The sequence below is a fragment of the Deefgea tanakiae genome (assembly GCF_019665765.1).
GTDB classification, from domain to species: domain Bacteria; phylum Pseudomonadota; class Gammaproteobacteria; order Burkholderiales; family Chitinibacteraceae; genus Deefgea; species Deefgea tanakiae.
Genome location: NZ_CP081150.1, coordinates 3,521,407 through 3,536,796, shown reverse-complemented (window position 1 = coordinate 3,536,796; position 15,390 = coordinate 3,521,407). Strand labels below are relative to the sequence as shown.

The 15,390-nt window shown below is 47.0% G+C and carries 19 protein-coding genes; 4 read left to right on the top strand and 15 right to left on the bottom strand.

Annotated elements, in window-relative coordinates; translation table 11 throughout:
• Positions 1 to 4 precede the first annotated feature (4 nt).
• Complete coding sequence (locus K4H28_RS16500) at positions 5 to 187, top strand: response regulator (protein ID WP_221006220.1); 183 nt, start codon at positions 5 to 7, stop codon at positions 185 to 187.
• Positions 188 to 260: 73 nt separating this feature from the next.
• Here the strand turns inward: K4H28_RS16500 and K4H28_RS16495 are convergent, their stop codons facing one another.
• The 12 genes from K4H28_RS16495 to K4H28_RS16440 form a co-directional block, all read right to left on the bottom strand.
• Positions 261 to 782, bottom strand: coding sequence for a hemerythrin domain-containing protein (locus tag K4H28_RS16495; protein ID WP_221006219.1), 522 nt, complete (start codon positions 780 to 782; stop codon positions 261 to 263).
• A gap of 152 nt (positions 783 to 934) precedes the next feature.
• Positions 935 to 1,102, bottom strand: a complete 168-nt coding sequence (locus K4H28_RS16490) for a hypothetical protein (RefSeq protein WP_221006218.1) — start codon at positions 1,100 to 1,102, stop codon at positions 935 to 937.
• Between the two features lie 81 nt (positions 1,103 to 1,183).
• Positions 1,184 to 1,537 (bottom strand): DUF1801 domain-containing protein, encoded by a 354-nt coding sequence (locus K4H28_RS16485; protein WP_221006217.1) that lies wholly within the window; start codon positions 1,535 to 1,537, stop codon positions 1,184 to 1,186.
• Positions 1,534 to 1,818, bottom strand: a complete 285-nt coding sequence (locus tag K4H28_RS16480) for a hypothetical protein (RefSeq protein ID WP_221006216.1) — start codon at positions 1,816 to 1,818, stop codon at positions 1,534 to 1,536. Before K4H28_RS16480 ends, K4H28_RS16485 begins: the two co-directional genes overlap by 4 nt.
• Positions 1,819 to 1,921: 103 nt before the next feature.
• Complete coding sequence (locus K4H28_RS16475; RefSeq protein ID WP_221006215.1) at positions 1,922 to 3,052, bottom strand: M14 family metallopeptidase; 1,131 nt, start codon at positions 3,050 to 3,052, stop codon at positions 1,922 to 1,924.
• Between the two features lie 88 nt (positions 3,053 to 3,140).
• Positions 3,141 to 3,473 carry a hypothetical protein gene (locus K4H28_RS16470; RefSeq protein WP_221006214.1) on the bottom strand — a complete coding sequence of 111 codons (333 nt, stop codon included), beginning with the start codon at positions 3,471 to 3,473 and terminating at the stop codon, positions 3,141 to 3,143.
• 107 nt (positions 3,474 to 3,580) lie between these two features.
• Positions 3,581 to 3,928, bottom strand: a complete 348-nt coding sequence (locus tag K4H28_RS16465; RefSeq protein ID WP_221006213.1) for a DUF2185 domain-containing protein — start codon at positions 3,926 to 3,928, stop codon at positions 3,581 to 3,583.
• A gap of 335 nt (positions 3,929 to 4,263) precedes the next feature.
• On the bottom strand, positions 4,264 to 5,232 hold the full coding sequence (locus tag K4H28_RS16460) for a Gfo/Idh/MocA family protein (protein ID WP_255573567.1): 969 nt from the start codon (positions 5,230 to 5,232) through the stop codon (positions 4,264 to 4,266).
• Positions 5,233 to 5,395: 163 nt separating this feature from the next.
• Positions 5,396 to 6,001: a methionine biosynthesis protein MetW gene (metW, locus tag K4H28_RS16455; protein WP_221006212.1), complete on the bottom strand. Its 606-nt coding sequence runs from the start codon at positions 5,999 to 6,001 to the stop codon at positions 5,396 to 5,398.
• Complete coding sequence (gene metX / locus K4H28_RS16450) at positions 6,001 to 7,131, bottom strand: homoserine O-succinyltransferase MetX (protein ID WP_221006211.1); 1,131 nt, start codon at positions 7,129 to 7,131, stop codon at positions 6,001 to 6,003. The genes metW and metX overlap by 1 nt, the downstream gene beginning before the upstream one ends.
• Entirely contained in the window at positions 7,124 to 8,332 is a 1,209-nt protein-coding gene (locus tag K4H28_RS16445; protein WP_221006210.1) for an O-antigen ligase family protein, read from the bottom strand. The genes metX and K4H28_RS16445 overlap by 8 nt, the downstream gene beginning before the upstream one ends.
• 11 nt (positions 8,333 to 8,343) lie before the next feature.
• Positions 8,344 to 9,210, bottom strand: coding sequence for a glycosyltransferase (locus K4H28_RS16440; protein ID WP_221006209.1), 867 nt, complete (start codon positions 9,208 to 9,210; stop codon positions 8,344 to 8,346).
• 89 nt (positions 9,211 to 9,299) lie between these two features.
• On the opposite strand from K4H28_RS16440, the gene K4H28_RS16435 reads away from it, so the two are divergent.
• The 3 genes from K4H28_RS16435 to K4H28_RS16425 are packed head-to-tail and all read left to right on the top strand — an operon-like array spanning position 9,300 to position 11,632.
• Positions 9,300 to 10,049 carry a glycosyltransferase family 2 protein gene (locus tag K4H28_RS16435; protein WP_221006208.1) on the top strand — a complete coding sequence of 250 codons (750 nt, stop codon included), beginning with the start codon at positions 9,300 to 9,302 and terminating at the stop codon, positions 10,047 to 10,049.
• Entirely contained in the window at positions 10,046 to 10,873 is an 828-nt protein-coding gene (locus K4H28_RS16430) for a glycosyltransferase family 2 protein (protein WP_221006207.1), read from the top strand. The genes K4H28_RS16435 and K4H28_RS16430 overlap by 4 nt, the downstream gene beginning before the upstream one ends.
• A gap of 15 nt (positions 10,874 to 10,888) precedes the next feature.
• A complete protein-coding gene (locus K4H28_RS16425; protein WP_255573566.1) occupies positions 10,889 to 11,632 on the top strand; it encodes a glycosyltransferase family 25 protein in 744 nt (247 codons plus the stop codon).
• Here K4H28_RS16425 and msbA read toward each other — a convergent pair.
• The 3 genes from msbA to lpxC form a co-directional block, all read right to left on the bottom strand.
• Entirely contained in the window at positions 11,603 to 13,354 is a 1,752-nt protein-coding gene (gene msbA, locus K4H28_RS16420; protein WP_221006205.1) for a lipid A export permease/ATP-binding protein MsbA, read from the bottom strand. The genes K4H28_RS16425 and msbA overlap by 30 nt on opposite strands.
• Positions 13,355 to 13,515: 161 nt before the next feature.
• Entirely contained in the window at positions 13,516 to 14,241 is a 726-nt protein-coding gene (locus tag K4H28_RS16415; RefSeq protein ID WP_221006204.1) for a 16S rRNA (uracil(1498)-N(3))-methyltransferase, read from the bottom strand.
• A 200-nt stretch (positions 14,242 to 14,441) separates the two neighbouring features.
• Positions 14,442 to 15,356 carry a UDP-3-O-acyl-N-acetylglucosamine deacetylase gene (gene lpxC, locus K4H28_RS16410; protein ID WP_221006203.1) on the bottom strand — a complete coding sequence of 305 codons (915 nt, stop codon included), beginning with the start codon at positions 15,354 to 15,356 and terminating at the stop codon, positions 14,442 to 14,444.
• Positions 15,357 to 15,390: the final 34 nt, after the last annotated feature.

Here is a 15,390-nt window from a genome sequence, read left to right as displayed (position 1 = left end):
AACAATGCAGGAGCAGCAAGAGTTCTCGCTGGTATTGATGGATTACTGCCAAATGCCCATCATCGATGGCTTCACCGCCACTCGAGCGATTCGCGCACTGCAAAATGACAAAGCCCTGTTATCGATTATGGCCTTAACATCCAACACCGTCCAAGAAGACCGCGAGCCTGCCTTGATGCCGGCATGAATGACTTTGTCACCAAGCCACTCACCGCGCAAGCACTCAATGAAATTATGAATCGCTGGGCCAAACCGCATGTTTAGGCTGCTTGACGACGAGCCGACATCGTTTTACCCAATTGCGCCAAACAGGCATCATCCAATAATTGCGCAGCAAATGGGTAAATCTCATTTTCCTCGCGCGCGGCATGCGCGGGGTAGCGCATTGCAAATTGCTGAGCCAGTTGCGCATCCAAAGCCTTTGCATCGCCCGCAATCACTGCCAACAAAGCAGCACGCACTTGTTGCCACAGCGCCCCAAGTTCATCATGTTCAGCGGTAATGTCTGCGATGACGCTGGCCAATTGTGGCGTCGCTTTTCTGAGTAAAGCCGGAAATAAATCATCGTCTTCGTCTTGATGGTGCAGTGGCGCGGCAATATCAAAATAGCGCAAAATCGATTGCGCCCCTGCCACTGCTGCAGCATCGGCGCCATTTTGTTGTAGATGCACGGCGAGACTTTCGGTCAGCGAAGCGTATTGCCGCACCCTATCATGGCAAGCAATCAGCATTGCGACCGGCGTTTCGAATGTCACCGACTCTGTAGCAAAAGGATTGAGCATATTTCCCTCCAAGGCGATGGTCAGCCTTCAACTTACGCCCCTACGCTGCATTTGCCAAGGTAATATCCACAATGCATTGGGCTAACGTAAAAAAACCTGCGCCAGAATGGTCGCAGGTTTTTTTCACCGGCAAATTTCACAGCCAAAGCCAATTACGCTTTTTTGAAAATCTCGTTATAGCGCTCAGTGACCGCAGCTTCGATTTGCACATTCGTCGGCGCGGTTGGGCTCAAGAGCAACTCACACAAGATTTTTTCTGCTTCACGCAATAAGTAACGTTTTTGTTGGCGCTTGCTGAGGCGTTTGATTTTTGCGTTCATATTCAATTTCCTTTCATTTAATCTGCTGCAGTATAACGGGTTCGGCACAAAGCTGCTGAAGCGTTCCTCTGTGCAATTCGCTTAAGCCAACTGCTCAGCTTGCAAAATATATTGAGCAAGCGATTTTTCCTCAATATCACGGGTGCTCTGCAACTTGATATGCCGACGAAATTTGCCGCTGCCCTCAAGCACACACGCAGCGTCCGCCAAATCACAGCCACGGCCAAATTCAACCGAAACATGCTTTTTATATGCAAAAATTCCGCAAAGATCCGTTTGTGTCGCGAACATAAACCCACCATACATGACGCGCTCGGTCGCTGCCGGCAATAGCGAATAAATCAAAGCCCGCGCAGCCTCGACCACCGCCAATCGGTCTGGATCAGCCAAAGCCAGATCATGTAATAACTGCGCTACTTTTGGATCGCTCATCATCCACTCCTTGCCCACTTTTTTAAATAACGGGCCATCAAACTGGCAACAGCGAACCAGATTAAGCCCCAAAATAAAACTAAAATAGCCCAAGCAATAAAAGAGGGAGCAGCCCATCCACCTGATGCGGCAAGCCCAAAAACGGGTAAGTTGAGCTGCTGCAACAGCATGAGTGGCCCATAAATTGTAGCAGCCACCCAAGGCGCCAGCCACTCAGGCGAATACGCAATCGCCAGTCCGTGCAAAGCCATTAATATCAAAAACAATACCAACCGTCGCGACATTTAAAGCCTCCCACACTCAACTCACATTGCGGGCTGGCCAACACAAGTAGATGTATTTACCTCAAACCATTAATAAATATTGGCTACAAAGCAATACACAATATCAAAGCTTTGGCACCACCGCCAACAGTGCCGTCAATACGCTCGCGCCAAATTGTGCGGAACGCTCGCCGTTCCAGCCCACTTCGGGTAGCGGATGACTCGCCGTGTCTTTAAACGGCATTTCAACGGTATAAGCCAAGCAATCAAAGGTGTGGCCAACCCAGTTGGTAGCGAGCGTCAGCGTTTCGGGGCCAAAATGGCTGTCGGTATAGCCAAATTCAGTTTGAAAATCAGGGCTAACCGCCAACCATGCTGCCTTGAACGTATTCTGCACATCACGTTGTTTGCTGGAGAATGACGGATTATCTTCGCAGCCAGCGACAAAGTTATGCGGTATTGCTTCATCACCGTGAATATCTAAAAATACATCGACGCCGATTTCGAGCATCTTTTCGCGAACCCAGAACACTTCAGGACTGCGCTCCAGCGTTGGCGTGCCCCATTCGCGATTCAGATTCGCGCCCTTGGCATTTGTACGCAAATTACCGCGCACGCTACCGTCGGGATTCATATTCGGCACGATGTAAAACACGCAGTGTTCCAACAAACTACGCGCTACGGCATTTTGTGGATCAAGCAGCGTTTCCAGCAAGCCTTCGACAAACCATTCGGCCATCGACTCGCCCGGATGCTGGCGTGCGGTAATCCAAATGTTTTTCTTATGACCGAGGGGTATTCCAACGCGCAGCATGTCTAGATCGTATCCATCCGGCGTTACCCCTAATGGCATCAAATCCACCCACGGCGCATAGCTGAGCGCACTGCCAATTAAAGCTTGATGCCGCTCCCAAGAGTAGGGCTCGAAATACGCAAACCATACCGCATCCGTCATCGGCGTATGTTGAATCGTCAGCGTTTGTCCATCGTATTCGGTATCGACACGAAACCAGTTTTCACGGTCATAACTCGCCACAGCCTGATAGTCAGGCCAACCATCAGGATAAGCACTCTGCCCTGCATTTTCAATGCGCAGCACACAGTCCTGATCGCGCGCGCCGGTTAAGCGAAAATGAAACCATTGCGCAAAATCAGACGCGTTATCGGGACGTAATTTCAGGCGGATATTCGCCGCATCGCTGGCATCGACTACGTCGATAGAACCTGAATCAAACTGGCTGGAGATACGAATCATGATGGTGTTCCCTCTATGAACTTGTATTTTTTCCTACAAGGGGAGTACAGTTTTTATTAATGCATGCGAGCAAATGGCTCAACACTGCTTAGAGCTCATCGCAGGTAGAGCGTAGCGGTAATGATTGATGAATTGGAAAAGTAAGAATGCGCCCTTTCAAGTTGCCTGTCATCCGATTCAGCTTCGATGTGCCTGAAAAATTCAGATCTCTGCAGCCATTCACAATTGAGTAATCATATTCATACCCTACGGCAACATAACCCATCGCAACTTCAACGTCTTTGATATGCACCTTATCTAGCATGGCGTGCACATCATAATCTGTGACATCAAGGTCCATCGCTGGATACAAGTCCTTGATATTCTCTCGAATCCACATCGCAATTTCTTGATTGCTTTGCAGATCAGCTGGGAGACTCATTGTGAGCGCATCCATGTTGGGGGTTCTACCTCATTCAATTCAAAGCCTGAAGATTTAGTGTGTGTTTATCTTCAATACTAGCGTTCAGTACTAATTCGATTCTGTAATTAATCCAAGGGCGACCAATCCGCCACCGCAACAAACTCATCGGCATCAGGCCCTTTTTCAAACACGCTACCGATTGGCGAATCCAGCAAGGCGACGACGCTACTATCGTAATTGGCGATGACATTCACATCCAACTCGCTGTGATTTTTTGGATTGTTTAAAAACTTGTCATCTTCGCAGCCAGAAAAAAAGCGCCAGCCGCTATCGCCAGTTTTGCTCGGTTTTTCTCGATACATCAGCCCAACCGGATAACCTTCAATCGTCACTTCATCACTCGCAACACACAGGCCATGGCCAGTGGCTACTTTCTTCATGCGGCTTTCATCAAGTAAATAGTCTTTGCTCATGTGTATCTCTCTATACGTTAATTGAATTAGCCTACAGCCAAATACTTAGCCCGCTCTAACAATGCTCAGATAATAATTCATGCTGTGCCGCGATGATTGAGCTGGGGCTTAAAAATCCCGTCCAAGCACACCGAGCACGAAGGGAGACAAACAGCCTTATCGTTTGGCTCGCGCCACGCGAGGGCATCGGGGACCGATGTGCGCCTCGGGTCGCCTTTCTTTGCTTACTTTCTTTGGCGAAGCAAAGAAAGTAAGTGCCACGCGGCATTAGCGCGACCATGGTAACTAGAAAGATGACGCTTTCAAATTAAGCAACACACCTATTTCCTTCAGCATCAAACATGACCCAAAGCATTGCGCGCGTGAAGCGTCATTTGCAAGGCTGCACGAGTTTTTGCATGGGGCAAGACGGGACTTTCTAGCAGCCCATTACGCAGCAAATCACAAAAATGTGCGGTTTCATAATTCAGGCCTGAGCCAATCGGCGCGTGTGCTAATTCTTCGCGTTCGCCGCTGGCCGTCACTAAAGTGGCGCGCGCTGGATTCCACCATTTATCGTGAATCAGCACGTAACCCTTTGATCCCGAAATCAAAGCTTCACCACTACCTGCCACATCCAACCCACAATACAACTGGCTAATCCCGCTCGCGTGTTGACTTTGCCAACTGGCAAACGTATCCACGCCGGTCGCCCCGATACGGCCTAAGCTTTGCACTTCACTCGCCGCACCAAGCCAATCCACCGCCAGAAACGCCGCGTAAATACCGATATCCAATAAGCCACCACCCGCCTGTGCCGGATCGAGCACCGCGTGGCCTGCTGGAATAGTTGGGTTAGCGAAGCCAGCGCGAATAAACTTCACGTCACCGATGGCACCTGCGGCAATACGTTCACGGATAGTTTGATAGAGCGGAAAGAACGGTGGCTTCATCGCCTCCATATACAGGCGCTGCATCGCTTGCGCGGTGGCGATCACCTCGCCCAACTCGGCCAAGCTGACCGCTGCGGGTTTTTCGCACAGCACCGCTTTGCCTGCATTGAGCGCGGCAATACTCAGCGCGGCATGGCTAGGATGGGGAGTGGCGATATAAACCGCGTCGATATCGCTAGCGAGCAGCTCGTCTAGTGATAAATAGACATTGGGTATTTGATTCAATTCAGCGAATTGATTGGCTTTGCTGGCAGTACGGTTAAATACCGCCACGGCTTGCGCATCGGGTACTTGCGCCAAACCAGAAACAAAACGCTGCGCGATACTACCTGTGCCGATGATGCCAAAACGGATAGTTTGGATCGTATTCATAGCGCGCCTTTCAAAGGTATTGCCACAGAAGTTAAATATTAACTAGCCTTCAATCCAATACACCAATCAGGCATTACCCCTGCCCAATCCAAGCATGCAGTCCACGAAATGATTGACTCTGATTGGCACTTCGTTTTTTTCAATCGTTTCGTGGATCATTTGCTTAAATCTTTGCCGCTTGGCTAAATCGCACCAGCGCCAAACTACCCAGCAGATTCGGCAAAAATTCAACTGGCTCACCTTGGTGCAATACGATTTGGCCATTGACTTGCATACCGAGTTTATGTAGCAACTTGCCAAAATCATGCACCGTGCAGAAATGAATATTCGGCGTGTTATACCAATCGTACGGAATCGTTTCGGAAACCGGCATGCGGCCGAGCAAGATTTGCCAGCGATTTTCCCAGAAGCCAAAGTTCGGGAACGTCACAATCCCGCAGCGGCCAACGCGCAGCATTTCTTGCAAAATCAGCTCGACGTTGTGCATCGATTGGATCGTTAACGACAGCACAACATAGTCAAAACTGCCGTCTTCAAAATGCTGCAAGCCGCTTTCCATGTCGGCTTGAATCACGTTCAGGCCTTTTTCGACGCAGGTCACAATCGAGTTCACATCCACATCGACACCAATACCACGCACTTGTTTGTTCGCTTGCAACCAAGCGAGCAATTCACCATCGGCGCAACCCAAGTCGAGTACGCGCGAGTTGGGTCTAATTTGCTCAGCGATGTGTTTTAAATCAGGGCGCAGCGTAGTTGGATGAGCCATTACGCAATCTCCGCAGCAATATTATTTAAATAAGCCCGCATCACGCCCATATATGGCGCATCTTCCATCAAGAAGGCATCGTGGCCGTGCGCCGATTCAATTTCCGCATAGGATACGGTGCGATCGGCATCAAGCAAGGCTTTGACGATTTCACGCGAACGCGATGGCGCAAAACGCCAATCGGAGGTAAATGATACGACCAAGAATTTCGCTTTCGCTTGGCGCATCGCCTGCGAGAGGCTGCCGCCGTAATGACGCGCCGGATCGAAATAATCGAGTGCTTTGGTCATCAATAAATAGGTATTCGCGTCGAACACATTGGCAAATTTATCGCCTTGATAACGCAGATAGGATTCGATTTCAAACTCGACTTCATAGCCGTATTTGTATTCACCCGTACGCAGCAATCGGCCAAATTTCTCGCCCATGCCATCATCCGACAAATAAGTAATATGGCCCAGCATGCGCGCCAAACGCAGTCCGCGTTTTGGTACGACGCCGTGCTGGTAAAAATCACCACCATGAAATTCAGGATCAGTAATAATTGCTTGCCGCGCCACATCATTAAACGCGATATTTTGTGCCGTGAGTTTCGGCGCAGAGGCAATCACCAAAGCATGACGAACGCGTTCTGGATAGGTAATCGACCAACGTAAAGCCTGCATACCGCCCAAGCTACCACCAATGATGGCCGCGAATTGCTCAATACCTAAACGATCGGCCAAGCGCGCCTGCGTTTCGACCCAATCTCGTACCAACACGACCGGAAAGGCCGAACCATAAGGCTGATTCGTCTCTGGATTAATACTCGAAGGCCCAGTCGAGCCATGGCAACCACCGAGATTATTCACACCAATCACAAAAAAACGGTTGGTATCAATCGGCTTGCCTGGCCCAATCATACTGTCCCACCAGCCCGGCGCTTTATCGTCGGGCGTGTGATAACCCGCCACGTGATGATGCCCCGACAAGGCATGGCAAATCAAAATTGCGTTTGATTTATCGGCATTCAGTGTGCCATAGGTTTCCACCATCAATTCATAGCGCGGCAAAACTGCACCAGACGAGAGGGTGATGGGGTCTTCAAAATTGATCTTATTCGGCGTCACAATACCGACTGAATTAGTCATGTGTTTCACTCTTTTCCGCTCCCACGACCAACAAAGCATGGGCAGCCACAATTAAAGCCAAAATAACGATCAGAGTATTACCTTCAGTAATATCCATCAGCAAGGAGTTAAATAAACTGCAAACCATGTATGACACGATGGCGCCAACAGCTAATGCACGCCAAATTTTTGGCAATTTCAAAGCCAGTAAAAAGGCCATCACCAACATGGCAGCGAACAAGACCATCCCGAACACTCCAGTTTGCAGACCTTGCAATAGATACTCATTGTGTGGGTTGCTAAACTCCACGTCACCAATATTAATTCGTACATTGCCGGTACCGTGTCCTAATGGAGATGCTTCAATCCGGTCTGCAGCCGTCAAATACAAGTAAGTTCGCGCACCACCCGAGGTAAAGCAAAACTGGCTGGCATTGGAGGCTTTTTTAATCGCATCAACACATGCTTTCACTTCTCCCATGCCTTGCTTGATACGAAACTCAGCAGTGTTATGAGTAGAAAAAACTGCGCCTAAGCCTAACAATAAGATCCCGGCAAAAGCAATACGCCATTGTTTTTGCAAATAAAACCATCCCCAACAAGCCAGCATAAGTACTACGGACATATAGCCAGTCCGCTGTGGCGACATCAGAAAAATATTAGCAATATGCCACGCGGCAAGCGCAAAGCACACGATCAGCCATTTACGGCGATACATTCCAACACCTAACCACATCACACCAGAAAAAGCCATCAGCAAGCTTTGGGCAATCGCATTTTTAGAAATTGCAGAAGCAGGCCTTAGCTCAAAGCCAAAAAACACCTGTTGCCCTGTCCACCACACAAAGGTTGATAAAAACAAGATACCCAAATTACCAAGCAAAAATCCTGCAATAGCATATTGGATGCTTTTACTCGAACCTTTGATAAAAAACAGAGCTATCAAAGGTGCGAAGATCAGTTTTTTATATTTGGCAAAATAGCTCCATGCATCAGGCGCAGGGGAAAGAATGGCTCCTATGCCTAATGCCAGCCAGATCATTAACGGCAATGCTAATAACGGATAGCGGCGAATTAAGGCGAGTAAATCATGGCGCCCCAAATACAAGCCAATCAACCCACACAAAGGAACCATCACATTAGTGAGTGCAGTACTAACCGGCAGAGCAAAACCCAAAATAGCCGCCAGCAACCACATTACATCTATGTTTTTATTAGGCACTATAAAAAACCTTATTTTTTTACACAGGTAAAATGTTTCTTCGTTAAATCAAGCCCCGTAATAGCTTCAATCTTCATTAAAATACGATGCCGCTTTTCACGTTTATTGAGCTGATAATTCTGATCGGCCACAAATTGTGTTTCTGCCATATCACGCAGCCATGACTTTAGAATCGAAGGGTGTGATCCAGTAAATGGCTGCAAAATTGAAGCATCAATTTGAGAGTAATCGTGCGGTTTGGGCGCATGGCTCCAATATTTAGCAACTTGCCGATGTTTTTCCTGCATTTTTTCGCTAGAGCGAACATGTCCATAATGATAAATCGGACAATGCGCTAACGCAGCGCGTGCATAGCGACCCCGTTTATTTTTATCCATCACCACCCAAAATAGGCCATCAGGTGCAAAGCTACGTATCGTATTACGAATAATTCTCAGCTCCTGCCGATACCATGCCGGACTACGCGCGACTAAATCTGGGCAACCATAAAAATGGTGGTAATCGAAAGCGATTCCTTCAATTTCGGGGTCTTTGAAGTGTTGCTCCATGATGGCGCGAATCTTTGGCGCATCGTCTTCATGAATCACCTCATCGCCTTCCAAATAAAAAGCCCAGTCACCCGTGCAGTTAAACTGGGCAATCATTTTTTGCTGCGCATACACAAAGCCGCGTTGCTCCATGCCTTCGTTCCACACCGTTTCAATAATTCGAATGCGTGGATCATTAATGGCGCGGACTCGTTCCAATGTGTCGTCTTCGCTTTTACCAATCGCAACGACCACTTCGTCGCAAACCTGCAATAAGCTCTGCAAACTCTCTATATAGGGATAACCCAACATCGTCCCATTACGCAGAAAGGTAAATCCGCTGACTCTCATAAATTTGTTCGCTCCACTACAAGGCGACTTGCCTGACATTGCGAGAAGAGCGATTATAGCAGCCTGATTCAGTTAAAAACGAAACAACTATGCCGACCATTGGCGTTGCCATTATCACAAAAAATGCTCAAGCCCATTTAGCCGCTTGCCTTCAATCCCTGACGTGGTGTGATCGAGTCGTCATACTAGACTCAGGCAGCACCGACCTCACATTAGAAATTGCACAAGCACACGGCGCCCACATCCACCAAAGCAATGATTGGCCGGGGTTTGGCATCCAAAAAAATCGTGCCATTGCTTTGCTGGATACGGACTGGATTTTTGCTTTAGATGCCGATGAAATCGTCGATGCCACGCTAGTGCTATCAATTCAAAATGCTATTGAAAACCCCGAAACCGATATCTATCAATTAAATCGCTTATCCAACTACTGTGGTCGCTGGATGAAGCACACTGGCTGGCATCCAGATTACCTACCGCGCTTATTTAAAAAAGGCAGTGCGCATTACTCTGAAGACTTGGTGCATGAACGTTTGATTTTCACCAGCAAAGTCAGCAACTTAGACGGACTACTACTGCATTATTCTTTTGATGATTTAGAGTCGGTATTGGATAAAATCAATCGATATTCCAGCGCAGGTGCTCAGCAACGCTTGACTAAAGGTGCGAATTCAAGCTTAAGCAGCGCAATTTTTAAAGGTGTCTGGACATTTATCCGCAGCTACATCATTAAGTGTGGATTCCTAGATGGTCGTGAAGGTTTTATCTTGTCTGTTTCTAATGCAGAGGGTGCCTACTACCGCCAACTCAAGCTGATGTATTTAAAAGAAAACGCATGAAAATCTCAATCATCGTCACAACCTACAATCGACCTGCCGCACTTAATTTAGTCTTAGCAGGGCTTGCCAAGCAAGCGATCAATCCCAATACCGAATGGGAAGTTTTGATTGCAGATGATGGCTCAAAAAAAGAAACTTCCGATCTGATTACAGCATGGCAAAACAATTTCCCCTGTCACTTAGTGCATGTATGGCACGAGGATATTGGATTTCGTGCGGGGGCGATTCGCAATCGAGCGGCAGCCCAATCGACAGGCGACTACCTTGTATTTCTAGATGGTGATTGTGTGACCATGCCTGATTTTGTCAATCAGCACGCATCGCTTGCAGAAAGCGGTTGGTACATCGCAGGTAATCGAGTTCTGCTTTCCGAGTCATTTACTCACACGCTACTCAGTGAGAACGATGCGATTCAGATTATGGATTGGTCGGTATGGCAGTGGATGGCAGCTAAACTACAAAAAAAAACCAACCGGGCGCTGCCATGGTTGCGCTTGAAATTGAGCATAATGCGTAAGAAGCGGCACTCACGCTGGGAAGTAGTCAAAAGTTGTAATTTAGGTGTTTGGAAAAGCGACTTTGTTGCCATTAATGGATTTGATGAAGATTTTTCAGGCTGGGGGCATGAAGACTCTGATTTTGCGGTACGGCTACTTCGCTTAGGTATTTCCATCAAAGATGGTCGATATGCAGTACCCGTTTTACATTTGTGGCATCAAGAAAATGATCGATCAAAACAAGCTGAAAATTGGCAAAAATTAGAAGCTACACTAAGAAGTCATCATATTGCAGCAAAAATCGGTTATAAAAGTCACCTGAGCTAATTGTATGCCACCCACATGATCTACTACTGCATTTCATTGCCCGAAGAAATACAGCGACGAGCTTATATCACCGAACAATTCTCACAACATCAACTTGATGTTGTCTTATTTGACGCGATCAAACTAGGTGAAAACAATGCACCTGAAATATACCAACAAAAAGTGCGTTTACGCCTTTATGGCCGGGATCTCAGTCGTGGTGAAATGGGCTGCTATTTAAGTCACCGTGCTATTTGGGCACAATTCTTGGCAACCGATGAACGACATTGTTGCATACTGGAAGATGATGTCGAGTTGGCACACAACTTCAAAGAAGTCATCGAAAAGCTATTAGAAAAGCAAACGAATTGGGATTTGGTTCGGCTTGCAGGCACTTTTCCACGTAAAGGAAAAACAATAGAACAAATCAATGCAGGCCAATATCAGTTGCTTGAATATTTAGAACAACCTCGCGGCACTTTAGGGTATGTCATTAACCGCGAAGCAGCAAAAGCCTTGCTACAACATACATCAAAAATGATTCATGCAATTGATGACACCATGGATCAGATCTGGGGGCATAAGCTACGTACTTATGGACTAGAACCGTTTGTAGTAAAAGAGTCAGCTCAGTTTACCTCTTCAATTGGCTGCAGAAAACGTCCGAAAATGCGTTTTCTCCCAAAAATGCGCAAAGAATTCTTCAAAAGCAAAGATGCTTTAATGAAGAAAATCTGGCAATACAAAACACTATTGCGCTGGAAGTTCATCCATCGTTGAGAACTGCACCGCGTGCATTTGTGCATACATGCCACTGCGAGTAATCAACTCTGCGTGAGAACCACTTTCGATAATCTTGCCTTGCTGCATCACGATAATTCGGTCTGCTTTTTCAATCGTTGATAAGCGATGTGCAATCACCAGAGTGGTTCGCCCGACCATCAAATTCTCAAGCGCTTCTTGCACCTTTCTTTCTGATTCAGTATCTAATGCACTCGTCGCCTCGTCCAAAATCAGTATTGGTGCATCTTTATAAATCGCACGAGCAATCGCTAAGCGTTGTCGCTGACCGCCAGAAAGGCGAACGCCATTCTCCCCCAACATTTCGCTAAAGCCATTTGGCATTTGTTCAATAAACTCAGTCGCATAAGCTGCACTCGCTGCGGCATGTACCCGCGCCATATCAATTTCATCGACGCCATAAGCAATATTAGCTGCCACGCTATCATTAAATAGCACCATATCTTGGGAAACCAATGCAATTTGAGCGCGTAAATTCGCCAATTGATAATCAGCTAACAATTCGCCATCGAGGCGAATCTCGCCTGCAGTGGGTTCATAAAACCGGGGGATCAAATTGGCTAAAGTCGTTTTACCACTACCAGACTGCCCCACTAAAGCCACACTTTCACCCGGAAAAATCTCAAGATTTATTCCCGCTAACGCTTTAACCCCATCAGCTTGATACGAAAACTGCAGATTGTTGATACTTAATCGCCCTGTGACACGCTCTGGTGCCAAAGTCCCTAAATCTGGCTCAATAGGCTGATCCAAAATAGCAAACACCGAGTCCGCAGCAGCCAAGCCTCTGTGCAAGGTATCGCTTAATCTCGATAAGTTCTTAATCGGCTGCTGCAACATCATCATCGCGCCCATGAATGACACAAAAGACCCCGCCGTCATTGCGCCATCCGCCGCACGGATCCCTGCAAAATAAATAATCGCTGCAATCGTAACCGCAATTAAAAAAACCGTAAATCCAGAGTTCAAACTAGCCGTGGCTGCCCGCTTAACAGCAAGGCGGCGTACATTTTGATTGGCATTACCAAATCGAGCTGCCTCATACCGAGCACCGCCAAAAATCTTGATAATGCGCTGCCCGCCTAAACTTTCATCCAAAATCTGGCTCATCTCACCCATCGTATCCTGAGTTTGACGCGACAATTTTCGCTGGCGCTTACTAACAATCTGAATAGACACAGCAGCCCCAGGTAGCATAATCAGACAAAATAAAGTCAGCTGCCAATCGGTCCAAAACATCACGCTCAGCAATGCGATCGCCATGACGGAGTCTTTTACCAGCACAGTTAACACATTTAATCCGGCATCCATGATCTGATTAATGTCAAAGGTCACTCTAGATAACAGCACACCAACGGAAGACTGATCAAAAAATCGAATTGGCATCGCCATCATGCGGGCAAACACCTCCTGCCGTAAATCATGCATCACGCGGGATGATAACCACGCGCTGCCGTATTCATATGCAAAACTGGAGATTAAACGCAGGATGCCCATGCCAAATAAAATCATCGGCATAAGCCATGCAGCATGAGCCGCTGCTTTACTTTGCTTAAAACTATCAATAATCGTCCCTATCATTTGGATCATTGCAGCATCAACACCGCCAGCCACCACCATAGCCAATATCGACATGATTGCCACACTGCGATACGGGAGAATATAGGATAGAACGCGAAAATAAAGCTGTTTGCTATTCATAAATGGGTGATTAGGCCGGCAGGTAAACAGTGATTATAGCGGAGTCGCGTTCGAGAAGGGAAAGGCAAGTAATAACACAGAGTTATGTTTGTGTTGAACAAGGCTAAAACATGATCGCAATAGCAGAAAATTAAAGCACTAGCGTTTAAACACAACGTTGACTATAAAAAGTCACCATATCGGGCCTGTAGCAAACCCGCTATCACAGGCGCAACACTTTCTGTTCGTAAAATTCTCGGCCCAATTAGCACGGACGTATAACCAGCAAGAACAGACAGAATATCTTCTTCAGCCGAATACCCACCTTCCGGCCCTATTAATACGCTCACACTTTTTACCGATTGTGGCAATGTAGACCAAGCAACAGCGCCAGTCGGGCACAACAATAGCTTTAACTCACTCTCGTCACCAGATGCTAAAAATTGCGCCAATGTTAAAATGGGACGAATCTCAAGCAAACGAGTCCGACCGCATTGTTCTGCAGCACTCGCTGCAATCCCTTGCCAATGCGCCATCCGCTTTTCTGCGCGTTCGCCGCTGTAACGTTGTTGGCAATATTGCGAAATCACTGGCTGCAATACTGCCACACCTAACTCAGCAGCCTTTTGCACCGTATAGTCCATCCGATCAGCCGCTGAAATTGCCTGCACCAAAGTAATTCTCAATGGTGATTCACGATCAATATCGTCAAATGCTAAAACCTGAACGCTGACTATTTTTTTACCCATCGCCGTTATTTCAGCAGCATACTCACCACCCTGACCATTGAACAAATGCAACGAATCACTCGGTTGCATACGCAACACTTGTACATGACGTGCCACCGACTCAGGCAAATCCAGTGCTTGTCCCACACTCAGTGGTAAATCAACATAAAAACGGGGCATAGACAATCCGATTAAGCCATCAGCATGCGCTGTATCACTAGGCCAGTAAAAATAAGTAAACTCAGAGACAATACAAAATAGAGAATCCAGCGAATGACTTTCAGCCAATACAGATCACGGCTTTTTACATATCGAATCGCAGAATAAGAGATGCCGAGTACCGCAAGAATAAACAGTATTCTTAAAACGGCGAACACGGTTTAGATGCCTAGCGCAGGTAAGTCATGAAATGCAGCTGGAACGTCACTCAGACGATCAAAGCTCACCATTTCATAGTTGCTAGAATCAGATAGCAGCTCACGCAATAATTTATTGTTCATTGCATGACCAGATTTGTATCCTGAAAATGAAGCAATCAACGGGTAACCCAAAATATAAAGGTCGCCAATCGCATCCAAAATCTTGTGCCGTACAAACTCGTCTTCAAAGCGCAAACCGCCCTCATTGAGTACTTTAAACTCATCAATTACAACAGCGTTATCCATATTGCCACCACGCGCCAAGCCATTCATGCGCAGATATTCCACTTCATGAATAAAACCAAAAGTACGCGCGCGTGCGATTTCGCTGATGTAATTACTTTCAGCAAAATCTAAGGTAATGCTCTGGGCGGATTTTTTAAAAGCGGGATGTTTGAAATCAATCGTCAGAGCGACTTTATAGCCATTGTGCGGCTCAAATTTCACCCATTTATCACCATCATGCACCTCAATGGGCTTGAGTACCTTAACAAACTGCTTAGGGGCATCTTGCTCTAGCACCCCAGCGGTTTGAATCAAGTAGATAAATGGTGCGGCAGAACCATCCATAATCGGCATTTCAGGCGCATCGACTTCAACAATAATATTGTCGATGCCAAGTGCGGCAAAAGCAGACATTAGATGCTCAATGGTGCCGACACGCACGCCGTCTTGGACGAGCGTTGAGGAGAGACGCGTGTCGTTCACTAAATCGGGGCCAACTTTGAAAGGCGCTGATTCGGGCAAATCAGAGCGCTTAAACACAATCCCATGATTCACAGGTGCTGGGCGCAAAGTGAGCTTCACTTTCTCGCCCGAATGCAGTCCCACACCCGTTGCATGAATTGTTGAATCCAAAGTTCTTTGTAAAAACATGGCCGTTCTGCCTATACATTCAATACTATGATTT